24 protein-coding genes are annotated in these 24,219 nt (G+C 57.2%); 15 read left to right on the top strand and 9 right to left on the bottom strand.

The window, feature by feature from the left end; genetic code table 11:
- Positions 1–54: 54 nt before the first annotated feature.
- From BSP75_RS14030 to BSP75_RS14005, 6 genes are all read right to left on the bottom strand, one after another.
- Positions 55–276 carry a DUF2835 family protein gene (locus BSP75_RS14030; protein ID WP_005351919.1) on the bottom strand — a complete coding sequence of 74 codons (222 nt, stop codon included), beginning with the start codon at positions 274–276 and terminating at the stop codon, positions 55–57.
- Between the two features lie 72 nt (positions 277–348).
- On the bottom strand, positions 349–2,973 hold the full coding sequence (pepN, locus tag BSP75_RS14025; RefSeq protein ID WP_075113602.1) for an aminopeptidase N: 2,625 nt from the start codon (positions 2,971–2,973) through the stop codon (positions 349–351).
- A 144-nt stretch (positions 2,974–3,117) separates the two neighbouring features.
- A complete protein-coding gene (gene prc, locus BSP75_RS14020) occupies positions 3,118–5,133 on the bottom strand; it encodes a carboxy terminal-processing peptidase (protein WP_042062350.1) in 2,016 nt (671 codons plus the stop codon).
- Between the two features lie 8 nt (positions 5,134–5,141).
- Positions 5,142–5,780, bottom strand: a complete 639-nt coding sequence (gene proQ / locus BSP75_RS14015) for an RNA chaperone ProQ (RefSeq protein WP_042062349.1) — start codon at positions 5,778–5,780, stop codon at positions 5,142–5,144.
- Positions 5,781–5,882: 102 nt separating this feature from the next.
- Positions 5,883–6,341 (bottom strand): GAF domain-containing protein, encoded by a 459-nt coding sequence (locus BSP75_RS14010; RefSeq protein WP_075113601.1) that lies wholly within the window; start codon positions 6,339–6,341, stop codon positions 5,883–5,885.
- A 93-nt stretch (positions 6,342–6,434) separates the two neighbouring features.
- Complete coding sequence (locus BSP75_RS14005) at positions 6,435–6,896, bottom strand: hypothetical protein (RefSeq protein ID WP_075113647.1); 462 nt, start codon at positions 6,894–6,896, stop codon at positions 6,435–6,437.
- A 281-nt stretch (positions 6,897–7,177) separates the two neighbouring features.
- Between BSP75_RS14005 and ccoN the strand changes: the two genes are divergently transcribed.
- The 11 genes from ccoN (at position 7,178) to ttcA (ending at position 17,409) form a co-directional block, all read left to right on the top strand.
- A complete protein-coding gene (ccoN, locus tag BSP75_RS14000) occupies positions 7,178–8,602 on the top strand; it encodes a cytochrome-c oxidase, cbb3-type subunit I (protein WP_075113600.1) in 1,425 nt (474 codons plus the stop codon).
- 16 nt (positions 8,603–8,618) lie between these two features.
- Entirely contained in the window at positions 8,619–9,233 is a 615-nt protein-coding gene (gene ccoO, locus BSP75_RS13995; protein WP_021230095.1) for a cytochrome-c oxidase, cbb3-type subunit II, read from the top strand.
- Positions 9,234–9,243: 10 nt separating this feature from the next.
- Complete coding sequence (locus BSP75_RS13990; protein WP_005336620.1) at positions 9,244–9,423, top strand: CcoQ/FixQ family Cbb3-type cytochrome c oxidase assembly chaperone; 180 nt, start codon at positions 9,244–9,246, stop codon at positions 9,421–9,423.
- Complete coding sequence (ccoP, locus tag BSP75_RS13985; RefSeq protein ID WP_021230094.1) at positions 9,423–10,406, top strand: cytochrome-c oxidase, cbb3-type subunit III; 984 nt, start codon at positions 9,423–9,425, stop codon at positions 10,404–10,406. The genes BSP75_RS13990 and ccoP overlap by 1 nt, the downstream gene beginning before the upstream one ends.
- Positions 10,407–10,546: 140 nt before the next feature.
- The gene (locus BSP75_RS13980) at positions 10,547–11,047 is read left to right on the top strand and encodes a FixH family protein (RefSeq protein WP_043820362.1); all 501 of its coding nucleotides are present in this window, start codon (positions 10,547–10,549) and stop codon (positions 11,045–11,047) included.
- Positions 11,048–11,133: 86 nt separating this feature from the next.
- Complete coding sequence (locus BSP75_RS13975) at positions 11,134–13,518, top strand: heavy metal translocating P-type ATPase (RefSeq protein ID WP_075113599.1); 2,385 nt, start codon at positions 11,134–11,136, stop codon at positions 13,516–13,518.
- Between the two features lie 138 nt (positions 13,519–13,656).
- Positions 13,657–13,845, top strand: a complete 189-nt coding sequence (gene ccoS / locus BSP75_RS13970; RefSeq protein ID WP_075113598.1) for a cbb3-type cytochrome oxidase assembly protein CcoS — start codon at positions 13,657–13,659, stop codon at positions 13,843–13,845.
- Complete coding sequence (locus tag BSP75_RS13965) at positions 13,829–14,515, top strand: sulfite exporter TauE/SafE family protein (protein WP_075113597.1); 687 nt, start codon at positions 13,829–13,831, stop codon at positions 14,513–14,515. The genes ccoS and BSP75_RS13965 overlap by 17 nt, the downstream gene beginning before the upstream one ends.
- A gap of 68 nt (positions 14,516–14,583) precedes the next feature.
- Positions 14,584–15,339, top strand: coding sequence for an FNR family transcription factor (locus tag BSP75_RS13960; RefSeq protein WP_042062338.1), 756 nt, complete (start codon positions 14,584–14,586; stop codon positions 15,337–15,339).
- A gap of 139 nt (positions 15,340–15,478) precedes the next feature.
- Positions 15,479–16,426 carry a universal stress protein UspE gene (uspE, locus tag BSP75_RS13955; protein WP_075113596.1) on the top strand — a complete coding sequence of 316 codons (948 nt, stop codon included), beginning with the start codon at positions 15,479–15,481 and terminating at the stop codon, positions 16,424–16,426.
- A 74-nt stretch (positions 16,427–16,500) separates the two neighbouring features.
- Entirely contained in the window at positions 16,501–17,409 is a 909-nt protein-coding gene (gene ttcA / locus BSP75_RS13950) for a tRNA 2-thiocytidine(32) synthetase TtcA (RefSeq protein ID WP_033137043.1), read from the top strand.
- A gap of 103 nt (positions 17,410–17,512) precedes the next feature.
- On the opposite strand, the gene BSP75_RS13945 is transcribed toward ttcA, so the two are convergent.
- Both BSP75_RS13945 and BSP75_RS13940 read right to left on the bottom strand, forming a co-directional pair.
- Positions 17,513–18,199: a DUF2987 domain-containing protein gene (locus BSP75_RS13945; protein WP_075113595.1), complete on the bottom strand. Its 687-nt coding sequence runs from the start codon at positions 18,197–18,199 to the stop codon at positions 17,513–17,515.
- A 16-nt stretch (positions 18,200–18,215) separates the two neighbouring features.
- Positions 18,216–18,953, bottom strand: coding sequence for a hypothetical protein (locus BSP75_RS13940; RefSeq protein WP_075113594.1), 738 nt, complete (start codon positions 18,951–18,953; stop codon positions 18,216–18,218).
- Between the two features lie 201 nt (positions 18,954–19,154).
- Here BSP75_RS13940 and potA point away from each other — a divergent pair, with 201 nt between their 5' ends.
- The 4 genes from potA to BSP75_RS13920 all read left to right on the top strand — a co-directional run bounded on the left by potA (position 19,155) and on the right by BSP75_RS13920 (position 23,048).
- Positions 19,155–20,258 carry a spermidine/putrescine ABC transporter ATP-binding protein PotA gene (gene potA / locus BSP75_RS13935; RefSeq protein WP_075113593.1) on the top strand — a complete coding sequence of 368 codons (1,104 nt, stop codon included), beginning with the start codon at positions 19,155–19,157 and terminating at the stop codon, positions 20,256–20,258.
- Complete coding sequence (potB, locus tag BSP75_RS13930; protein WP_075113592.1) at positions 20,245–21,132, top strand: spermidine/putrescine ABC transporter permease PotB; 888 nt, start codon at positions 20,245–20,247, stop codon at positions 21,130–21,132. Before potA ends, potB begins: the two co-directional genes overlap by 14 nt.
- Positions 21,129–21,899, top strand: a complete 771-nt coding sequence (potC, locus tag BSP75_RS13925; RefSeq protein WP_005336644.1) for a spermidine/putrescine ABC transporter permease PotC — start codon at positions 21,129–21,131, stop codon at positions 21,897–21,899. The genes potB and potC overlap by 4 nt, the downstream gene beginning before the upstream one ends.
- An 81-nt stretch (positions 21,900–21,980) precedes the next feature.
- Complete coding sequence (locus tag BSP75_RS13920) at positions 21,981–23,048, top strand: extracellular solute-binding protein (protein WP_083617182.1); 1,068 nt, start codon at positions 21,981–21,983, stop codon at positions 23,046–23,048.
- A gap of 362 nt (positions 23,049–23,410) precedes the next feature.
- On the opposite strand, the gene BSP75_RS13915 is transcribed toward BSP75_RS13920, so the two are convergent.
- Positions 23,411–23,758 carry a hypothetical protein gene (locus tag BSP75_RS13915; protein ID WP_075113591.1) on the bottom strand — a complete coding sequence of 116 codons (348 nt, stop codon included), beginning with the start codon at positions 23,756–23,758 and terminating at the stop codon, positions 23,411–23,413.
- Positions 23,759–24,219 lie beyond the last annotated feature (461 nt).

The following is a 24,219-nucleotide window of genomic DNA, read 5'->3' as shown; positions in this document are numbered from 1 at the left end:
CGGATAGATAGTGACTCAAAGCAGATAAACAGTCGGTAATCTGTTCACTTTTTGTTAATTTATGCGTTCGAGACTGATAAAGCGGTAATCATCCTGAGTTTTCAGCCGAAAGTAGCCATGCACACCATTGATGGCGACAAAGGGCCGTATTTTTTCTATGCCAAGCTCCAGGGTCAGCCCCTGTTCGCTGCGCACCACCAGCCGTCTGGCATGGCCCTGATACATCAGCATCACCTCATCGCTATTCAATGAGAGCCGAAAAGTAAACTGCTTCACGCTTGCTCCTGATCACACGGCAAATCACATAATCGGGGGCAGGCGCGTTCAACGCCCCTGCCCCGTCGCTACTTACTGCTGCAGCGCCTTGCTTACCTTCTCGAACAGATCCCGTGCCAACCCCTCAAGGTTGGCCAGACGGGTCAGCTCGGCGCGGATCAGGGCCTTGCGCGCGTCATCCAGTCGCTTGAACTGGATAAGCGGGGTGATGAGGCGGGAGGCCACCTGCGGATTGACCTCGTTGAGCTCGATCAGCAGATCGGTCAGGAAGCGGTAACCGCTGCCATCCACCGCATGGAACTGCACCTGATTGCTCATGGCGAAGCTGCCGATCAGCGCCCGCAGCCGGTTCGGGTTGCGAATGCTGAAGGTGGGGTGATTCATCGCCTGCTTCACTTCGCCGAGCACATCGGCAGCCGGTTTGCTGCCAATCAGCCGCAGCCAGTTATCCAGCACCAGTCCATCCTTGGCCCACTTGCCCTCGAAATCGGCCAGCAGCGCTGCGCGACATGGCAGCAGATAGCCGTTGGCCACCTGCAGTGCCGCCAGGGTGTCGGTCATGTTGTCGGCGGTTGCGTACTGCTCGCGCACCAGCGCATCGGCATGCTCCGCATCCAGCGCAGCCAGATAGCCGAGCACCACCCCTTTGAGAGCCCGCTTGGCCATGTCGGCGTGCACCACCTGATAGCCGCTCAGACGCAGGCTCTGATAGGTAGCCGCCAAGCGCGCGCCAAAGGCCTCGGCAAGACGGGTGTGGATCGCGTCGCGCACCTGATGGATGGCATCGATATCGGCCACCTCGAACAGCTCGGCCAGGGTCGCTTCACCGGGCAGCGCCAGGATCTCCGCCTTGAGGGCCAAATCCAGCTCGCTGTCGTCCAAAATGGCGACGAAGGCGGCCAGCAGGGTTTGGGAGAGCTCAACCCCCTGCCCATGTTGCACCCGCGCTACTCCTTCGATGACCGCCTTGTTGATCAGCATCTGGGCGGCATCCCAGCGGGCAAACTCGTTGCGGGCAAAGCGCATCAGGAAGGCGAGCGCTTCATCGCTGTAGTCATAGTGCAGCTTGACCGGCGCGGAGAAGTCCCGCAGCAGGGAGGGAACCGGCTTGACCGGCACCTGATCGAACTCGAAGGTCTGCTCCGCTTCCAGCACGTCGAGCACGTTGCCGATGGCCTTACCCTGATATTGCAGCGCAATGACGGCACCTTGCTCGTCATAGAGCTCGATGTCGAGGGGGATATGCAGCGGCAGCTTCTGCGGCTGATCCTGAGTCGGCGGGGTGTGCTGGCTCACATGGAGGCGATAGATACCGCTGGCGGCATCGTACTCGTCGGTCACAGTCAGCTCGGGGGTACCGGACTGGCTGTACCAGCGGCGGAAACGGCCGAGATCGACACCGGAAGCATCCTCCATCGCCTGCACGAAATCATCGCAGGTGGCGGCCGAGCCGTCGTGGCGCTCGAAGTAGAGACGCATACCGGCCTGGAAGGCAGCTTCACCCAGCAGGGTGTGCATCATGCGGATCACTTCCGACCCCTTCTCGTAGACGGTCAGGGTGTAGAAGTTGTTCATCTCGATCACCACATCCGGGCGGATCGGGTGCGCCATGGGGCCGGCATCTTCGGCAAACTGCGGGCCGCGCACGGTACGCACGTTGTTGATGCGGTTGACGCCGCGGGAGCCCAGATCGGAGGAGAACTCCTGATCCCGGAATACCGTCAGCCCCTCTTTCAGGCTGAGCTGGAACCAGTCACGGCAGGTGACGCGGTTGCCGGTCCAGTTGTGGAAATATTCGTGACCGATCACCCGTTCGATACCGTGGTAATCGCTGTCGGTGGCAGTAGCCGGATTGGCCAGCACGAATTTGGAGTTAAAGATGTTGAGCCCCTTGTTCTCCATGGCGCCCATGTTGAAGAAGTCCACCGCGACGATCATGTAGATGTCGAGGTCATACTCGAGGCCGAAACGCTGTTCGTCCCAACGCATGGAGTTGATGAGGCTCTCCATGGCAAAACCGGCTCTGTCCAGGTTGCCCTTGTCGACGAAGATCTCGAGGGCCACCTTGCGGCCGCTTTTGGTGGTGTAGTGGCTGCGCTCCACATCGAAATCTCCGGCCACCAGCGCAAACAGGTAGCTCGGTTTGGGGAAAGGATCCTGCCACTGTACGAAGTGACGGCCGCCATCGAGATCACCGCTATCGACCTTGTTGCCGTTGGAGAGCAGGAAGGGGAACTGGGCTTTGTCGGCGGTAATGCGGGTGCTGTAACGGGCCAGAATGTCGGGGCGGTCCAGATAATAGGTAATGCGACGGAACCCTTCCGCTTCACACTGGGTGCAGTAGGCATCGCCAGACTTGTAAAGCCCTTCCAGCGCGGTGTTGGCGGCCGGATCCAGCAGGGTGACGATGGTCAGCACACATTCGGCCGGCAGGTTGAACAGGATCAGGCTGCTCTCGCCTTGCTCGTAGTGGTCACAGGGAATGCCATCGATGGCAACGCTCTTGAGGGTCAGCTGCTCGCCATCGAGGATCAGCGGCGCATTGTGCTCACCGTTGCGGCGAATGCGGGTGATGGCGGTGACCTGGGTCAGCGGCTCCTGCAGTTGGAAATCGAGGTCGATGGTGTCGATCCAGTAGAGCGGCGCCTGATAATCCTGGCGATATTTGGCCGTCATGGCCTGGGAGTGATCGGTCATTATTGTCTGCTTCCACGCTTGTTAAAGGCGAGAAAGAGGCTGTCACAACCAACTGACGGGGTCAAACAATTTGCATTACGTCAGATACGCCAGACAAAAAGAAAGGGCGACCGGAGTCGCCCTTGTGCATTATGGGTCGCCTTGTCAGCTGCGTTTGCTGACCTTGGCCAGATCCGCCGTGATATTGGCCGCTTCGATGAGATACTCATCGGGCGCTTCAAAATCAGCGGGCAGTTCATCCAGACTCTTCACCGCCGGCTTGCCAAGACGTGCCAGACGCTCATTGGTACGTTTGAGCGCTTTCTCATCCTGTTTCGCCTGCTCTGCAACACGCTCCGCCTCGTTGAGGGAGACCGACTTCTTGTCTTTCTCCTCCTTGTAGTCGGCGATGTCCTGCATCACATAGGCAAACTCGGGATCCTTGGCGATCCGGGCATCGTGCGCCGACTGCAACTTCGGCAGCAGGCTGGCGAAGTTGCCGAGTTTCTCGTAGTTGGCGGAGGCAATCTTGTCCCACGGCAACGCATTGAACTCACGGCTCTCGCCCGTCTCTTCCGGGGCAACCGGTGTCGGGAAGCTGATATCCGGCGCAACGCCCTTGTTCTGGGTGCTGCCACCGTCGATCCGGTAGAACTTGGCGATGGTGTACTGCACGTGACCCAGCGGCTGCTCGTAGAAGTCATAGACCTTGGCGAGGCTGCGATGCTGCTGCACCGTCCCCTTGCCGAACGAGTTTTCACCCAGGATCAGGGCGCGGCCATAATCCTGCATGGCGGCAGCGAAGATCTCGGAGGCCGAGGCACTGTAGCGGTCGATCATCACCGACATGGGGCCGCCGTAGTAAACGTTGCCATCGTCATCGCCATTGACCGTGATACGGCCCATGTGATCACGAATTTGCACCACGGGACCGCTGGCAAAGAAGAGACCGCTCAGGGCAGACGCTTCGGTCAGGGCACCACCGCCGTTACCGCGCAGATCGATGATCAGACCATCGATCTTCTGCTTGTTGAGGCTGGAGAGCTCCTTGATCACGTCGTCGTGCAAATTGACGTAGAAACTCGGGATCTCGATGACGCCAATCTTCTTGCCTTCGGCGTTAATCACCTTGGACTTGGCCGCCCTGTCTTCAAGGCGCACCTTGTCACGGGTCAGCTCGATCTGCTCGGTCTTGGCGGTTGCGCCCTTGCCGCGCTGGATCTCCAGCTTGACCTTGCTCCCCTTGGGACCCTTGATGAGCTCGACCACGTCATCAAGACGCCAGCCGATCACATCGACAATCTTGCCATCTTCCTGCCCTACCCCGGTGATCTTGTCATCGGGCTTGAGGTGGTTGGATTTGGCCGCCGGGCCACCGGGCACCAGCGAACGGATGACGGTAAAATCATCTTCCGCCTGCAACACGGCACCAATCCCCTCCAGCGAGAGGTTCATCTCGGTGTTGAAGCGATCGGCACTGCGCGGTGAGAGGTAACTGGTGTGCGGTTCGATGGCGCGAGCGAAGGAGTTCATGAAGAGCTGGAAGACATCCTCGCTCTCGGTCTGGGACATCCGCTTGATGGCGTTATTGTAACGCTTGCCAAGCAGCTCCTTGATCTCGGGCCACTCCTTGCCACTGAGCTTGAGGCTCAGGGCATCGAACTTGACCCGCTGACGCCACAGCTCGTTGAGCTCTGCTTCATCTTTGGGCCAAGCCGCCCCTTCCCGATCAAACACATAGTTGTCGGTCTGGGTAAAATCGAAAGGAGTATCAAGCAGTTTGAGGGCGTATTCGAACCGCTCATAACGCCGCTGCTGACTCAGGTTGAACATCTCGTAGGCGGGAGCCAGACGGCCTCTTTCGAGGTCGGTGTCAAAACCGTTACGGTACTTTTCAAAACGGCTGATATCAGAGGCCAAAAACAGGTTGCGGCTGTAGTCCAAATTCTCCAGATATTTATCGAAAATCACGGAGGAAAAGGCATCGTCCAGCTTGAACTGTTTGTAGTGCGAGCGGGTAAACAAATTGGTAATTCGCTTGCTGGCCGTAGCATGTTGGCTCTCTTGAGCCAACACAGGCAAATCACTCTCCTTGAGCACCGGCTCGATGGCCTGTGCAAGCCCGGCAAGCGCCAGGCTACAGGCAACGAGGGAAAAACGAATTACGCCATGCTTCAACATTTGTCTCCTTAGAGAACCAAGTGCTCTGATTTGACCCGCACCATCATGCCGGTCTGCAGTTGGACCTGTACATCGTCCTTGGTTACTTCCTTGATGGTTGCCGGAACCGGGAATTTACCCATAACGACGCGCACATCCTGGCCCACTTTCAGCGTAGCGGCATCCACTTTAACCAGCGGAGCTTCAGCGACCGGTGCCTTGGCGGCAGCTTTCGGCTTGGCAGCTACATCAGCTTTCTCGGTTTTGCGCACAGCAGGACGACGGGGCTTCTTGGCCTTCTCATCCTTCTCTTTGGTATTGGTACGACGGCTGGCGAATACGCGCTCTTTGCTCTCTTTCAGAGCTTGCTTGGCGTGCTCGATGTGCTCTTCGGTCAGCAGTTCGCCCGGGTTGCCGTCCAGATCAACGCGAGCCTGGCCAGCTTTGAGGCCGTGCAGGTAGCGCCAGCTGGAGGTGTATTGACGCAGTGCGGAACGCAGCATGGTCTTGGAGACTCTGGCATCGTCAGCAAGACGCTCGGCCAAATCCTGGAAGATGCCAATCTTGAGCGGCTTGGCCTCTCCTTCAGCAACGAAGCAGGCCGGGAATTTCTCGACCAGGTAGGCAACGATCTCTTTACTGTTCTTCAGCTTCTCAGTGTTTTCCATGTATAACCTTGGCTTTCATATAAACGCACGGGCACGTCCCGAGCACAACAAAGGCCCCATTATAGAGAGCTTGGGGCCTTTTGCGAACCATCTAGCAATGACTTAGAGCATGCTTTCCAAAATTTGCACCGTTTCTTCGAGGCCAATCCGGTCTTCCTGGTCGAAACGGTTAAAAATCGGACTGTCGATATCGAGCACTCCGATGATCTCGTCACCACGGCGCACCGGGATCACGATTTCCGAGTTGCTCGCGCCATCGCAAGCGATGTGACCGTCAAACTGGTGGACATCGTCAATGAGCTGGGTTCTCCCCTCTGCCACTGCCGTACCACACACCCCGCGGCCGACCGGGATCCGCACGCAGGCCGGTTTGCCTTGAAATGGCCCCAATACCAGGGTCTCACCCTGCAACAGATAAAAACCGACCCAGTTGATCTCCGTCAGCTCCTGATTCAGCAGCGCAGACAAGTTGGCCAGATTGGCAATCAGATCGGTTTCCCCCTCCAGCAGCGCCTTGGCTTGCTGGTTGAGGGTGCGATAAAACGGTTGTTTTTCAATCATGATTAAATGAACTTCACTCCCTGATGGTTTGGGGAAGGTAACGCCTGGCCGGGAAATTTCAAATATTTTTTCCACTACCCACCCCTTGCGCCGTTATTCCCGAGCAACGGAAAGCGCCAATTGCTGGCGTTGACCATTACTCCACTCAATATTTAACAGCCAGACCATGACGGGTGACGTACAGCTCCCCACCTGGGTCACCGCCTGCCACTGTCCGTCTATTTGTTCAAAGCTCACCGGAATGGTGCCCATAAACATATCTTTGCCTTCGAGCGTCGCCTTAACCGGCTTGATGGCTGGATCACCACCGGTAATAGCGATGGCAAAGTCATGTTCGGCGCGCAGCGGTAATTCCTTGATGGCTACCGTCAGCGGCTTGTTACCTATCAGCGCGTTGCAAGGGGTGTGGGAAAGATCACAAATCTGATCTTTTGTCTGACCAGCAGGCACGCTGCTATCGGCCGAAAACCAGGTGCGATAGGCAATCAGCGCCAGCAACAACGCCAGCACCAGTGCGAGGTGCAAAACTTTACGTGCGGTAAGTCTCTCTTTCATCAAAAACAGCCCGATTAAGATGCAATTAAAATAGTTTTTTGTGATCTCGAACAAGGTAAAAAGCCGCCATAACGAGACCGGACGGAGCCAAATATATCACTGTTTATACTGTTATTTTACCTGTCAGTTCAGTATCATTCCCATGAAGTTTTCATTTAGCCATCTTTTGCTTTTCCTTTCGTTAACAGATGTTAACAACTGGTCGGCGGTGGCTGATGAAGCCAGTCCGGTTCTCCGGATACAAAACCAAACAACAGCAGCATCGGAAGCGGAATATAACGATGAGCCATACAACTAACCATCCTGAGTACAACTACACCGTTGTTCGCCAGTTTACCGTCATGACGATTGTCTGGGGAATTGTCGGCATGTCGGTTGGCGTACTGATCGCAGCCCAGTTGATCTGGCCTGCTCTCAACTTCGATACTCCGTGGCTGACTTACAGTCGTCTGCGGCCCCTCCATACCAACGCAGTGATCTTCGCCTTCGGCGTCAGTGCACTGATGGCCACCTCGTTCTACGTGGTGCAGCGCACCTGTCAAACCAGACTGTTCGGTGGCCCGCTGGCAACCTTCGTCTTCTGGGGCTGGCAAGCGATCATCCTCTCTGCCGCCATCTCTCTGCCGCTGGGTTACACCTCCGCCAAAGAGTATGCCGAGCTGGAGTGGCCGATTGATATCGCCATCACAGTGGTATGGGTCGCCTATGCCATCGTCTTCTTCGGCACCCTGATGAAGCGCACCACCTCCCACATCTATGTGGCGAACTGGTTCTTCGGCGCCTTCATCATCACCGTCGCGGTGCTGCACATTGTCAATAACATGGAAGTGCCGCTCTCCGGCATGAAGTCCTACTCCATGTACTCCGGCGCCATGGACGCCATGGTGCAGTGGTGGTATGGCCACAACGCGGTAGGCTTCCTGCTGACCGCTGGCTTCCTCGGGATGATGTACTACTTTGTGCCCAAGCAGGCCGGTCGTCCGGTTTACTCCTATCGCCTCTCCATCGTGCACTTCTGGGCGCTGATCTCCCTCTATATCTGGGCCGGTCCGCACCACCTGCACTACACCGCACTGCCTGACTGGGCCCAGTCGCTGGGCATGGTGATGTCCCTGATCCTGTTCGTGCCCTCCTGGGGCGGCATGATCAACGGCATCATGACCCTCTCCGGTGCGTGGCACAAACTGCGTTATGACCCCATCCTGCGCTTCCTGATCGTCTCCCTGTCTTTCTACGGCATGTCGACCTTCGAAGGGCCGATGATGGCGATCAAAACCGTCAACGCCCTCTCCCACTACACCGACTGGACCGTTGGTCACGTTCACTCCGGTGCGCTGGGCTGGGTTGCCATGGTCTCCATCGGTGCTGTCTATCACCTGATCCCGAACCTGTTTGGCCAGGGCCGGATGTACAGCATCAAGCTGATCAACGTTCACTTCTGGCTGGCGACCGTGGGCACCGTGCTCTACATCGTTGCCATGTGGATTTCCGGCGTGATGCAGGGCCTGATGTGGCGTGCAGTCAACGAAGACGGCACCCTGACCTACAGCTTCGTTGAAGCGCTGCAGGCATCCTATCCCTTCTATTTCGTGCGCTTCCTGGGAGGCTGCTTCTTCGTCACCGGCATGTTGCTGCTGGCTTACAACGCCTATCGCACCATCACTGCGCCCAAAGGTTCTCTGGAACCTATCGCCCAGCCAGCATGATTGAAGAGGTCAACCCATGAGCAACAATAACCGTCACGAAATATTTGAAAAAAGCGTTCCCATGCTGGTGGTCGGCATCATCTTCGCCATCAGTCTGGGGGGCCTGGTTGAAATCACCCCGCTGTTCTTCCAAAAGCAAACCACCGAGCCGGTGGAGGGCCTCAAGCCCTACACCGCTCTACAGATGGAAGGACGCGACATCTTCATTCGCGAAGGCTGCACCAACTGCCACAGCCAGATGATCCGTCCGTTCCGTGCCGAAACCGAGCGTTACGGTCACTACTCGGTCGCAGGCGAGAGCGTCTGGGAGCACCCCTTCCTGTGGGGCTCCAAGCGTACTGGTCCGGACTTGGCCCGTGTTGGTGGTCGCTACTCCGACGAGTGGCACAAGGTTCACCTGATCAACCCGCGCGATGTGGTACCGGAATCCAACATGCCCGCCTACCCCTGGCTTGATACCAATGTGCTGACTGGCGAGATGACCGGCAAAAAACTGGCGCTGTTCCGCGATCACTTCGGTGTGCCCTATACCGACGCCGATATTCAGGGTGCGGGCGAAGCCGTGAAGGGCAAAACCGAGCTGGATGCGCTGGTGGCCTATCTGCAATCACTGGGTCATGCCCTGAAATAAGGAGGCGAAAATGGACTACGGCACATTTCGCGGTCTGTATACCTTGCTGTTGATGGCCATCATGATTGGCATCATCGTCTGGGCCTACAGCAAACGCCGCAAGACCTCTTTCGACGAGGCTGCCAATCTGGTTTTTGCCGATGATGAGCAACCCGGTGCTGATAAAAAGAACGCAGGAGCGAAACAATAATGAGCACTCTGTTTAGCATTTTTGTGACTGTCATCAGTCTGGGAACCATCCTCGGCTGCTTCTTGCTGCTGATGTGGTGCCGCAAGGACAAGATGGGTGTTGAAGAAGGCAAATCGATGGGTCACTCCTTCGATGGCATCGAGGAGATCAACAACCCGCTGCCGAAGTGGTGGACTTACATGTTCCTCTTCTTCATCGTCACCGGTCTGGTCTATCTGGTCGCCTTCCCGGGGCTTGGCAACTTCAAAGGCCTGCTGGGCTGGCAAAGTTCCAACCAGGACGTGCGCTCGCTGGCCGAGTCCAAGGCTGCAACCGAATCGGCCAAGGCTGAAGGTCGCGCGGTGGAATATGACCGCGAGGTCGCCAAGGCTGACGAGATCTACGGCGCCAAGTTCCGTGAACTCACCTATGAAGCGGATGGCAAAACCTATCGTGCCATTACCGAGATCGCCAAGGATCCGGAAGCCCTGAAAGTGGGTCAGCGTCTGTTCCTGCAGAACTGCTCCCAGTGTCACGGCTCCGATGCCCGTGGTGGCCGCGGCTTCCCGAACCTGACCGACAGCGAATGGCAATGGGGCGGCCAGCCTGATCAAATCAAGACCACCATCATGGGCGGTCGTCAGGGGATCATGGCGGCCTGGGGTGAAATCCTCGGCAAAGATGGCGTTCAGGAAGTGGCCTCCTATGTGCTGAGCCTCTCCGGTCGCAAGGTCGACCTGGTGGAAGCGAAGAAAGGTGAAGCACGCTTTGCCATCTGCGCAGCCTGCCACGGGGCCGATGCCAAGGGCGGTGTTGCCGTCGGTGCGCCAGATCTGACCAACAACACCTGGCTCTACGGTGGCTCCCGCGAAGTGGTGGTGCAAACCATCACCCACGGTCGTCACGGCGTGATGCCAGCCTGGAAAGATATTCTGGGTGAGGACAAGGTTCACCTGCTGGCCTCCTACGTTTACAGCCTGTCTCATCAACAGTCTGCCAAATAAGGTTCGCCCGTAACGTTGTAACATGTGATAAACACGTGATTACACAGCAAAAAGCCTCGACTCCTCGAGGCTTTTTGTTATCTTGTGTTGCGTAAAAACCATCTTCCACGTTAATCATTCGTTTCATGGCAGTAGCAATCATGACCCAACCTCTATCCAAACCGTGGTATCGCCAATTCTGGCCCTGGTTTATCATCGCCCTCCCCACTGCTGCTGTTGTCGGCAGTATCGCCACCGCCATCATCGCCAGCAAGGATGGGGTCAATCTGGTGGCCGAGGACTATTACAAACAAGGGAAAGAGATCAATCAGGACTTGAGCAAGTTTGACCGCTCCGAAGCCCTCAATATCCGCTTTGGGCTGGAAGTTGACGGCAACGAGCTGACCCTCAAACCCATCAGCGGCGATATTCCTGCCGGGCAAGCTCTCTATCTCTCATTGTTCCATCCGACCTTGGCCGGTCAGGACAGCGAACACATGATCACCGCCGATGCGAGCGGCACCTATCGCCTCCATTTCGACAAGCCGTTGGTCGGCAAGTGGCACATTCGGGTCGATGCCTTTGATCATGAGTGGCGATTGCAAGAGACCGTCCAGCTGCCCACCCTGGCCCCTGTCGAACTCGACCCGAAAGGACGCTAAGCCATGACCGGCTGTTCTCAGTGTGGTGAGCAGGTTCTCGCCAGCGCCCCTGCAGCTCGCATCCTGCATTCAGGGGGCCATAAACCATGACCCCTTGTTTTCACTGTGGCGAGCCGGTGCCCGCCAATAGTGGCTACTCCCTCGAGATAAAGGGGATTGTTCGCCCCATGTGCTGCCCCGGTTGTCAGGCGGTGGCGGAAACCATCATGGAGTGCGGCCTCGCCAGTTACTACGATCACCGCACCGCCCCCGGCACCAAGGGTGATCTGGTGCCCGAGGAGTTGGCCGCCCTCACCCACTACGATCTGGCAGAAGTGCAACAGGATTTTGTCACCGACAGCGGTACCCTTCGTGAAATCCAGCTGACGGTCGAGGGGCTCACCTGCGCTGCCTGTGCCTGGCTTATTGAACGCCACCTGATGACCCTTGGCGGCCTGCGCTACATCAACGTCAACACCACCACCCACCGGGCCCGCATCAAGTGGGATCCGGATCAGCTTTCCCTGAGTGACATCCTCAAGGGGTTCGCCCAGATCGGCTATCGCGCCTACCCGTTCCAGACCCATCAACAGGAGGCGCTCTACGCCAAAGAGGTGCGCAGCTATATGTTCCGGCTGGCACTGGCAGGCCTGGGCTCGATGCAGGTGATGATGTGCGCCGTGGCCCTCTACATGGACCTCTTCATCAGCGTTGAAGATGAGTTCATGGTCTACTTCAAGTGGATAAGCCTGTTGCTCTCCACCCCCATCATGATCTACTCAGCCCAGCCCTTTTATGTGGGTGCCTGGCGCAGTCTGAAGCAGGGTCACCTGTCGATGGATGTGTCGGTGTCGCTGGCGCTGATCGGGGCTTTTATCGCCTCCATGTGGGCCACTGTGTTCAATACCGGTGAGGTCTATTACGACTCCATCACCATGTTCGTCTTCTTCCTGCTGCTGGGGCGCTTTCTCGAGTTGCGGGCCCGGCGCAAGGCGTCGGAATCGAGCTCCAACCTGGCGCGACTTGTGCCCATCATGGCGACCCGCATCGATGATGAAGGGGAACATGAGGTAGCGGCCAAAACCTTGCAGGTCGGCGATCGGGTACGGGTGCTGGCCGGTGCCACTTTGCCGGCAGACGGCATCATTGTCGAAGGGCAAGCCAGCCTCAACGAATCCATGCTGACCGGTGAACAGCTGCCCCTGCTCAAACAGCCCGGTGATCAGGTCTATGCCGGCACCATCAACACGGATGCACCGCTGCAGATCCGGGTCAGCCACCGTATCGAAGAGTCGCGGATCGCCCAGATCATGCGGCTGCAGGATCATGCCCTCGATGACAAACCGGCCATCGCCCAGATGGCGGATCAGCTGTCACGCCACTTTATTCTGGTGCTGCTGATCATTGCCGCCGCGGTCTGGACCTTCTGGCACTTCCATCAACCGGATCAGGCGTTCTGGGTCACCCTCGCCGTGCTGGTTGCCACCTGCCCTTGCGCCCTGTCGCTGGCGACCCCGACGGCGCTGACCTCGGCCACCGCCAATCTGACCCGCAACGGCATTCTGCTGCGCCGCGGTCATGTGCTGGACGTGCTGACCAAGGCCAACCGCATCGTGATGGACAAGACCGGCACCCTGACCACAGGCAACGTCAGCCTGACGCAGACTCAGGCGTTGGCCGACCTTGACGAGGCGCACTGCCTCGCCATCGCCCGGGCCATGGAGGCGCAATCCGAACACCCCATTGCCCGCGCCTTCCGGTTGCCCGCCGACAACATCACCGTGCTGCCATCCGCCCGCGAGATCACCCCGGTCATCGGTCATGGCATCACGGCGCTGGTGGATGGCGTACGCTACCGCCTCGGCAGTGCTCGCTGGCTTGGGCTGGATCCGGCGCAAGAAAACGGCCGCGGTCTGGCTATCTATCTGGCCGACGAGCAGAAGGTATTGGCCCGTTTCAATCTGGAAGATACCCTGCGCCCCGATGCCAAGTCGCTGATCGCGGCATTCAAGGCAGCCGGTCTGCAAACCACTGTGCTGACTGGCGACAGCTCCCTGCAGGCCGACGAGATTGCCCGCGAGCTGGGAGTAGATGAACTGGTAAAGGGGGTCTCACCCGATGGCAAGCTGGCCTACCTCAAGACCCGTGAAGCCGAGGGGGATATCAGCATCATGGTGGGCGATGGCATCAACGACGCCCCGGTACTGGCCGGAGCGCACGCCTCGTTCGCCATGGCGGGTGGCACCGATCTGGCGAAAAACAGCGCCGATGCCATCCTGCTGGCCGATGACTTGAGCCGACTGCTCGAGGCCAGAGTGCTGGCAATGCGTACCCGCAAGATCATCATCGAGAACTTCGCCTGGTCCATCGGTTACAACCTGCTGGTGTTACCGCTGGCGGCCTGCGGCTGGCTCCCCCCTTATCTGGCGGCGGCGGGTATGTCGCTCAGCTCGCTCATCGTGGTGACCAACTCCATGCGCCTCAATCGATGAAGCTGCTGACGGGAAATAGCTGAAAATGTGGCCTGCCTCCGATGCAGGCCACATTTCTAACTGATAGCGGCTGGCCCCCTGCCCGAACAGGGTTACCATAGGGGACGCTTGCCAAGGATGAACGCCAAGGTACCTCTCATGAATATAATTTTTGTCCTGATCCCCATCGCCATCCTGTTTGTGATCATCGCCGGGGTCGTCTTCTTCTGGGCCATTCGCTCCGAGCAGTTTGAAGATCTCGACCGGCAGGGTTCCAACATCCTGTTTGACGAAGAGCAACCCGCCCGCAAACCCGTAAAGCCTGCTGACAATGATCCACAACCTTGATCTGGCCGGGGCCCTGCTGGTCGGACTGGCAGGCTCTGCCCACTGTATCGGCATGTGCGGTGGTGTCTCTGCCGCGCTATCCATGGCGATCCCCGCCAACAAGCAGCACTTCTGGGGGCGACTCGGCTATCTGTTCAACTACAACCTCGGCCGGATCCTGAGCTATGTGATTGCAGGTGCACTGGTGGGTGGCCTGCTCGCCACCACCAGCGAGCTGGGTGCAGGCAAACACGCTATCGCCGGCTTGCGTCTCGTGGCGGCGCTGCTGATGATTGCACTTGGCCTTTATCTGGCAGGATGGTGGCAAGGGGTCTTGCTGCTGGAGCGGCTCGGCGCCAGACTTTGGCCCCATATCAAACCGCTGGCGGGCAAATTTCTCCCCTTCACCTCACCTGTGCAGGCACTGCCCTTTGGCATGGTGTGGGGTTGGCTGCCTTGCGGGCTGGTCTACTCCATGCTGACCTGGAGCGCGGCGGCGGGTTCGGCCAGTGGCGGAGCGCTGATCATGCTCTTTTTTGGCCTCGGCACCCTGCCCACCTTGTTCGCGCTGGGAGGGCTCGCGGATCGCCTGAGATACTGGCTCACCCTGCGCAGTTTGCGCCTTGGCGGTGCCCTTCTGCTCATTTTGTTCGGGGTACATACCTTCTGGATTGGCATTGCTTCCTTTTGAAACCCTATCCAAAACGGATGAGTTGATGGTAAACTTGTTTGATATAAATCAATTATTCGTATGAGCCTATGATCCCGGAAAAGAAACCTGGCAGACGTATCCAGAGCGGTGGCTGTGCAATTCATTGCCAGGATTGCAGTATCAGTCAGCTCTGTATTCCCTTCACTCTGAACGACAACGAGCTTGATCAGCTGGACAGCATCATCGAGCGCAAAAAACCGATCCAGAAGGGTGAAGAGCTGTTCAAGGCTGGCGACGAGTTCAAATCGCTCTATGCCATCCGTTCCGGGACCATCAAGTCTTACACCATCACCGAGCAAGGGGACGAGCAGATCACCGCGTTCCACCTCGCTGGCGATCTGGTTGGTTTCGATGCCATCCACAAGCAGGCCCACCCCTCCTTCGCCCAGGCGCTGGAAACCGCCATGGTGTGCGAGATCCCTTTTGAAGTGCTCGACGATCTCTCCGGCAAGATGCCCAAGTTGCGTCAGCAGATCATGCGTCTGATGAGCAATGAAATCATGGGCGATCAGGAGATGATCCTGCTGCTCTCCAAGAAAAATGCCGAAGAGCGCCTCGCCGCCTTCCTGCACAATCTGTCGGTACGCTTCTCCGAGCGCGGCTTCTCCGCCAAGGAGTTCCGTCTCTCCATGACCCGTGGCGATATCGGCAACTATCTGGGGCTGACCGTCGAGACCATCAGTCGTCTGCTCGGCCGCTTCCAGAAGTCCGGTCTTATCAGCGTCAAAGGCAAATACATTACCGTGCTGGATCAGGTCGCCCTTGGCATGATGGCCGGTGCAACCCGACCAGCCTGTGGCTAAGCACACGTCTTAAATCCCGCTTTCTCTGCCGGATCCTTTCCTCTGGAATGTGATCCGGTACGTTCCCGTTACCCTCCTCCTGCGCTAAGCTGTAATAGCTAACATTCTGCTGTCATTGGACTTTTCCAAGGAGGAGAAGATGGTCAAATATCAGAATATTCTGGTGGTTATCAATCCAGAAGAGGAGCGTCAAATCGCCCTCGAACGGGCAGTCAAAATCGCCGAGCTGGACGAAAACGCCCATCTGACCCTGCTGCTCACCATCTATGACTTCTCGTATGAAATGACCGCCATGCTCTCGGTGGATGAGCGGCAAGAGATGCGCGACGGCGTCATTTCACAGCGACGTGAGTGGCTGGACGAGATCCTGACCCCCTATCGGGCACAGGGGATAACCTGCGAGGTGAAGGTGGTCTGGCACAATCGCCCCTTCGAGTGCGTCATTCAGGAGGTACTGGAGCAGCACCACGATCTGGTGGTCAAGGCCACCCACCATCACAGCTTCCTGCAAACCTTCATCTTTACCCCCACCGACTGGCATCTGCTGCGCAAATGCCCCTGCCCGGTGCTGCTGGTCAAGGAGGGGCACTGGCAACGGGGTGGCAACATCATCGCCGCCATCAACTGCTCAAGCGACGATCCGGATCAGAAACTGCTCAACGAACGGATCACCCAGGAGGGGAGCGATATCGCCGAACTGCTGGGCTCCAACCTCTATCTGGTCAACACCTACCCGGGCACCCCGGTCAACGTGGCCATCGAGCTGCCGGAGTTTGACCCCAACGCCTATAACGAGGCGATCCGCAAACACCACGAGTCCCTGCTGCTCAGCCATGCCGACAAGTTCGGAATTGGTCATCTCTGGACCCGGGTGGCAGAAGGGCTACCGGAAGAGGTGCTGCCGGATATGGCCGAAGAGCTCAAGGCGACCCTGATGATCATGGGCTGCGTCGGTCGCACCGGACTTTCTGCTGCCTTGCTCGGCAATACCGCCGAACATGTGATTGACCGCCTCTCCTGCGACATCCTGATCCTCAAACCGGCGGACTACAGCTGCCCGGTCGACAGTCGTCGCAAACAATCATAAGGTGCCTGGCACCTTGCCCTCCCCCGGGACATGGCTATAATAACGCGCTTATTTGTGTCCCGGGTTTTACGAGCATGCTAGAAGAGCTGAACGCCAAAGATAAATACAGTTTTAACAAACTGCAGAAGCGCCTGCGGCGCAACGTGGGTCAGGCCATTGCCGACTTCAACATGATTGAAGAGGGCGACAAGGTCATGGTCTGCCTCTCCGGCGGCAAGGACAGCTTCGGTATGCTCGACATACTGATGAGCCTCAAAGCCAGCGCCCCCATCCATTTCGATCTGGTTGCCGTCAACCTGGATCAGAAGCAGCCCGGTTTCCCCGAGCATGTGCTGCCTGAATACCTCGCCTCACTCGGTATCGAGTACAAGATCGTCGAGGAAGATACCTACTCCATCGTCAAGGAGAAGGTACCGGAAGGCAAAACTACCTGCTCCCTCTGCTCACGACTGCGCCGCGGTATTCTCTATCGCACCGCCCAGGAGCTGGGTTGCACCAAGATTGCCCTTGGTCATCACCGCGACGACATCCTCGAGACCCTGTTCCTCAACATGTTCTACGGTGGCAAGCTCAAGTCCATGCCGCCCAAGCTGGTGAGCGATGATGGCAAGAACGTGGTGATCCGCCCGCTGGCCTACTGCAAAGAGAAAGATCTGGTGCGCTACGCCGAGGTGAAAGCCTTCCCCATCATCCCGTGCAACCTGTGCGGTTCGCAGGAGAACCTGCAGCGTCAGGCCATCAAGCAGATGATGCAGGATTGGGATCGCCGCTTCCCCGGTCGTATCGAAACCATGTTCACCGCCATTCAGGACGTGATCCCGAGCCACCTGCTCGATCACAAGCTGTTTGACTTCAAGAGCATCAACCGCGACTCCGGCATTATCGATGGCGGCGACAAGGCGTTTGATCCGCCCGAGATGCCAAAGGCTCCGCTGCTGGACATCGACGAGATGGACATGCTGGATGTGATTGAAGTGCGCTAAGCCGCCGTCACAGGGCAAACGCCACGCAATAAAAAAGGAGCGATTATCGCTCCTTTTTTGCTTTCTGGATCGGCCTGTCATTGAGGTGACAGCACCACCAGCATCAGCCCTTGTGCAGCCAGGGGGTCAACCGCAGCACCTCACCCTGCAGGCGCAGTTGCCCCGCAGCGAACGCGGCCAGTTGCTCATTGCTCAGCAGCAGGTGGCCCTCCTGCCAGGGCAGCGCCTCCTGACGGGCGCCATCAATCAGATAAGCGGTGCCGCTCTGCTGCACCAGGGTAATGCGCACCCCTTCCATCTTCGGCAGGAAGTGCTTGCCGACCATGCCCGCCATCTTGTCGAGCAACGACTGCATCTGCTGCTGACGCGCCGCCAGCTCGGCCAGCGGCAGTTCGGACCCGTTCGGCGCATCGGCCATCACCTGTACCGCCATATCGCAGCTGGCGTGGGGCTCTTTGAGCGTGACCTGCACCATCCCTTTGTCGAGGTTGAGATCATCATCGAACGGCAGGCGCAGTTCGCTATCGATCGTCACCTCGCCCGCGACCTCCTTGTCCTGCGTCGATACCCGCGCAGCGACCAGGCCGCAACGTTGACCATTTTGCGGATCGGTCAGATAAAACCCCAGTCTGGCGTGACCAAACTCCCCTTTGGCAAAGGTCTTCATCTGGCTGTAGAAGGTGCTGTATTGCAGATCCAGCACCGGCTCAGCCAGCGCCAGCCCTGGCAGCAAGAGACTGGCCAGCAGGCTATGGCGCAAGGCCTTGGTCACTCCATATCGACGAGTCATTCAACATCCTTTTGCATCATGCATTGAAATGGTTGGGGCCTTCAGTCACCTCGTTAACCTCTACTGCCACGCCGCAGAGATCCCGATAGAGGATCCCCTTGCAGTTGAAATAGAGCGGTGCCACCCAGATAAGCCCCAACCCCATGGGGATCAGAGCCAGGAAGAAGAGCGCGGTCATCACGCCGTGGAACAGCACAATGCTGGGCCAGCCGCGCGCAAAGAGCTTGAGGGAGACCAGAATGGCCTGGGGCGGCGTCAGGCCGCGCTCCAGCACCAGCGGTACGGTAAAGAGCAGCCCCATGCCGATCAGGGCCGAAGGAATGAAAGAGAGCACGGCGGGCAATCCCACCAGATCGAACAGCGGGCCAAACAGGCTGGTGAGCAGACTGCCAAGCAGGCTCAGCATGCCGAGACGCACAAAATGGCGGAAGAAGTCGAACACCTGGTTGGCCCGGGCGCGCACCCCGACCGACTGCTGCAACCCCAGCATATCGAGGGAGCTGGTCATGGGGGCCATCACCACCGTCATCAGCAGGCTTAGCACCATGGCCACATTCATCTGGTTGTCGTCCCCCAGATAGGGCAACAACAGCACATTGCTGAGCAGGATCCAGATCGCCGTCACTCCGACAATCGCCAGCAGCAGGCCAAATCCGGTACGGCGGGTCTGTTGCCATCCCTCCTGGATGACCCCTTTCAGATCAAGGCGGTAGCCCTGGTTCAGAGACTGCTCAAGGGAGCCGCCAATACGCATTTTATTACTCAATTGACTATCCAATATCGAAAACGACCAAATCAGGTGGCACATTATAGCGATTTGGTCTGCTATTCGTAGCCGTTTTTCCTGTCCACTCCCGGCTAATTCGGGCCAAAAAGCCTTTGATTTCATGGATTGGCTGCATAGAATGCGGCCCTCTTTCAACACGATGGCCACTGGCTGGGGTGAGACTGGCGGATGATGAACAATCCACAGGTAATTGTCGCGCTGAACAAGATCAGCAAAAAATACGATGGCAAGGTGATCCTGAGTGACCTTGACCTGGAAATCTATGATGGTGAATTTCTTACCCTGCTGGGCCCCTCCGGCTGCGGCAAGACGACCCTGCTGCGCCTGCTGGCCGGGCTCGAATCGGTCGATGGTGGCACCATCCATCTGGCCGGTGACGAGATCACCCATATCCCCGCCGAACACAGGCACATCAACACCGTGTTCCAGAGCTATGCGCTCTTCCCCCATATGACGGTGTTTGAAAACGTCGCCTTTGGCCTTCAGATGCAAAAGGTGCCTGCCAGCGAGATCCGCCAGCGGGTCGAGGAGACCCTCGCCATGGTGCAGCTCACCGAGCTGGCCAACCGCCGCCCGGATCAACTCTCCGGCGGCCAGCAGCAACGGGTCGCCATTGCCCGCGCCGTGGTCAACAAGCCGCGCCTGCTGCTGCTCGACGAATCCCTCTCGGCGCTCGACTACAAGCTGCGCAAACAGATGCAGAGCGAGCTCAAGGCCCTGCAGCGTCGCCTTGGCATCACCTTTGTCTTTGTCACCCATGATCAGGAAGAGGCGCTCACCATGTCTGATCGCATCCTGGTGATGGAAGGCGGCAAGATCATCCAGCGCGGCACTCCGCGCGATATCTACGAATCGCCAGCAAACCTGTTCGTGGCCCGCTTTATCGGTGAGATCAACGTGATGGATGGCAAGCTGATCAGCCAGAGCGAGCCCGGTATCTGGCAGGCGGAGGTGGAGGGGCGCGAATGCCTGCTCCATACCACCTTGCCATTCCAGCCAGATGACAAGGTACTGGTGCTGCTGCGCCCGGAAGATCTGCGCATTCTCGATCAGGATGACGATCAGAGCGGCGCACTGCGGGGCAACATCCGCGAGCGCAACTACAAGGGGGCGACGCTCGATTCGGTGATCGAACTCGACAGTGGCAAACAGCTGCTTATCTCCGAGTTCTTCGACGAGGATGACCCCGACTTTGACTACCGTCTCGGTCAGGAGGTGGCGATCCACTGGGTCGACAGCTGGGAGGTGGTGCTGCCCTATGAGCCTCACTAATCTGCGGGTAGCGCACAGCTTTGCCCACAACGGCTTTCGCAACACGGCCATCGCGCTGATCCTCGGCTGGCTGACGCTGTTTGTCTTCCTGCCCAACCTGATGATCATCGGCGTCAGCTTCCTGACCCGCGATGAATCCGAGCTTATCACGCCGCTCTTTACCCTGAGCAACTATGGCCGCCTGCTGGACCCCCTCTATTTCGAGGTGCTGCTCCACTCCCTCTGGCTGGCACTGCTCGCCACAAGCATCTGCTTGCTGGTGGGTTACCCCTTTGCCTGGCTGCTGGCCCATCTGCCAACACGTATTCGCCCGCTGCTGCTGTTTCTGGTGGTGGTACCGTTCTGGACCAACTCCCTGATCCGTACCTATGCCCTGAAAGTGCTGCTCGGCACCCGGGGGCTGATCAATGGCTGGCTGATGGATCTGGGGCTCATCGAGCGGCCGCTGCAGATGATGTATACCGAGGTGGCCGTCATCATCGGGCTGGTCTATGTGCTGCTCCCCTTTATGGTGCTGCCACTCTACTCCAGCATCGAGAAACTGGATGGCCGTTTGCTGGAGGCGGCGCGGGATCTCGGTGCCAACGGCTGGCAGCGGCTGGTACGGATCATTCTGCCCCTCACCCTGCCCGGCATCATCGCCGGTTGTCTGCTGGTGTTCCTGCCCGCTATGGGAATGTTCTATGTCTCCGACTTGCTGGGGGGCGCCAAGCACCTGCTGATCGGCAACCTGATCAAGACCCAGTTCCTCAACAGCCGTGACTGGCCCTTTGGCGCGGCCATCAGCGTGATGCTGACGGTGCTGATGGCACTGTTGGTCTACTGCTACTGGCGGGCGGGCAAGCTGCTCAGCAAGAAGGGGGAGCTGGCATGATGCGCGCACTGAAGGCTCTGTTCCTGCTGCTGGTGTTTGGCTATCTCTATGTGCCCATCGGGGTACTGATCGCCAACTCCTTCAACCTGTCGAAATATGGCATCGACTGGCGCGGCTTTACCCTGGGCTGGTATGAGAAGCTGTTTGCCAGCGCCAGCCTGATGCAGGCGGCCCAACACTCCCTGACTATCGCCGCCCTCACCGCCACCGCAGCCACCCTGATCGGCACCCTCACCGCCGTGGCGCTGTTTCGCTACCGCTTTCGCGGCAAACAGTACGTGAGCGGCATGCTGTTCGTGGTGATGATGTCCCCCGATATCGTGATGGCTATTTCGCTCCTGACCCTGTTTGTGGTGACCGGCATTGCGCTGGGCTTCTGGTCGCTGCTGATCGCCCACATCACCTTCTGCCTGCCGTTCGTGGTGATCACCGTCTACTCGCGGCTGTGCGGTTTTGATGTGCGGATGCTGGAGGCAGCGCGGGATCTGGGGGCTGGCGAGTGGATCATCCTGCGCCGCATCATACTGCCGCTGGCGCTGCCGGCGGTGATGGCGGGCTGGCTGCTCTCCTTTACCCTGTCGCTGGACGACGTGGTGGTGAGCTCCTTTGTGACCGGTCCGGCCTACGAGATCCTTCCGCTCAAGATCTACTCCATGGTCAAGGTGGGCGTCTCCCCCGAGGTCAACGCCCTGGCCACCCTGATGCTGGTCGCCTCCCTCGGGATGGTGCTGCTGGCGCAACTGTTACTGCGCAAACGGCAGGGTTAACCCTGCCCGTTTCGTCCCCGCCACCTTTGGCGAACTCTGTCACGGTGGGCCGCAAGGCCCCATAACCCCAAGGAGTTGTTGATGACAATCCAACACAAGGCCGGCGCCCTGCTGGCAGCCGCCCTCACCCTCACCACCCCGCTGCTGAGACAGAGCGCTCACGCGGCCGACGACAAGGTGGTCTACTTCTACAACTGGTCGGAATATGTGCCGGACGGTCTGCTGGAGCAGTTCCAGCAAGAGACCGGCATCAAGGTGATCTACTCCACCTACGAATCCAACGAGACCCTCTACGCCAAGCTGAAAACCCATGGCGACGGCTATGACGTGGTGGTGCCCAGCACCTACTTCATCTCAAAAATGGCCAAGGAGGGAATGTTGCAGCCGCTGGATCGCGCCCAGCTGCCCAACTTCAAGCACCTCGACCCCACATTGCTCAACCACGAGTACGACCCGGACAACCGCTACTCCATCCCCTATATCTGGGGCGCAACCGGGATCGGCACCAACACCGACATCATCGAGCAGCCGGTTACCAGCTGGAAGCAGCTCTGGGCACCGGAGTGGAAAGAGAGCCTGCTGCTGATGGACGATGCCCGCGAGGTATTCCATATCGCGCTGGTGCAGCTGGGCTACAGCCCCAACACCCGGGACAAGGCGCAAATTACCGAAGCGTTCGAATACCTGAAAAAGTTGATGCCCAACGTCAAGGCGTTCAACTCCGACAACCCGGCCGACCCCTTTATCGCCGGAGAGGTCAATATCGGCATGCTGTGGAACGGCTCGGCCTATGGCGCCCAGCGCGAATACCCCTCCATCCAGATGACCTACCCCGAAGAAGGCGCCGTGCTCTGGATGGACAACCTAGCCATCCCGGCCAAGGCCAAGCATGTGAAGGAGGCGCACGCCCTGATCAACTTCCTGATGCGCCCCGATGTGGCCGCCAAGGTGGCCGAGGCGATTGGCTACCCCACTCCGGTCAAGGATGCCATTCCCCTGCTCACCCCGGCGTTTCGCAACAACCCCATGGTCTTCCCGAGCGACGAGATCAAGCGCAAGGGCGAATTCCAGTCCGATGTGGGGGATGCCTCCCGCCTCTACGAGCAATACTTCCTGCAGCTGAAAGCCATGGTGGCCAAGGCGGGTTAAGTCGGCGGTTAATTGACCCTGATGGGTTCAATAAATTAAGGGGGCAATATTTGCCCCCTTCTCTTTTCATAATCGCCAACATATTCAGAGTTGCCCCTTTGTGTAGATATGGGCAAAATATGTACGTTTATGGAAAATGACTGTACAGTATTATCGAAACCGCGAATGTCCGCTTACACGATTGCGAATCGACCTACGACCCTCAACACATCCTTTCTCAGAGGCACAAAACTATAAGGTGTGGGATTATAAAGCAATCCCACACCAATGTTTTATATCACCATGACTATTTAGCCAAACTGGAATTTTTCAAATGGCAGTTGGCGAGGCCTTTATAAGCAAACTGTACTTAGTAGCCTTTACTATTTTTTATATTCAACAAGTAGTCTATCCTTTGTAATATACTTTCCAATTTCATAGTCAGGATTCCATGTTGCTACATTATGCGCGCCGATTGCAATTGAGCTTGCAACCCCGGCTAAAAAAGTGACAGGATTAGGTGTAACCGCCGCAGCCATTATAGCTTTTCTTCCGATGGTATACACACGACATTTCATATCCATACTTTCAATTAATTTCTCAAGAGTCGCAACCGTATTACTAACGTTACCTGAACCAATCTTTTCAATTTCAAACGACTTTTTTTCTCTTAATAAGTTTTCAACTTGACTATCCGATAAATCTTTAAGTGAATAAACGCCAATATCCATATATATTACCTCTAGGTTTGTGTTAAGATGCCCTGATTATTTTGGTAGCTAACATTTTGTTAAGAGAAAACAAATTGCTGACTACAATTCGAATTCGTGACAAAGTCATAAAAGCAAACTGCTTTATCATTTTGTGCTACTTGTTATTTCGACTTATCTTTAAGTAAAGAAATAACTTTATCATAAATATCAACATAATCTTTTTTTTGTTTCATGATCTCTCGTTGTTTTAATGTTTAATACAATGTAATACCCCAAATTAACGACAATAAAGCAATTGCAGAGTATGGATATTATTTTTTCCAAGGGAAGAATGCCCATAAAATCACAAAAACTATTCTGTATATATTCAAAAATTTGACGCATTGAAAAATTTTTAACATCCTACTCTAACCACCTGGGTCCATGCCATAGATATGCGGAATCTTTCCTCATTCTCCGATAATCGAGTTCACTAAATA

Source organism: Aeromonas sp. YN13HZO-058 (assembly GCF_001921245.1).
Lineage (GTDB): Bacteria > Pseudomonadota > Gammaproteobacteria > Enterobacterales > Aeromonadaceae > Aeromonas > Aeromonas allosaccharophila.
This window is presented reverse-complemented; position numbering and strand designations above follow the sequence as displayed.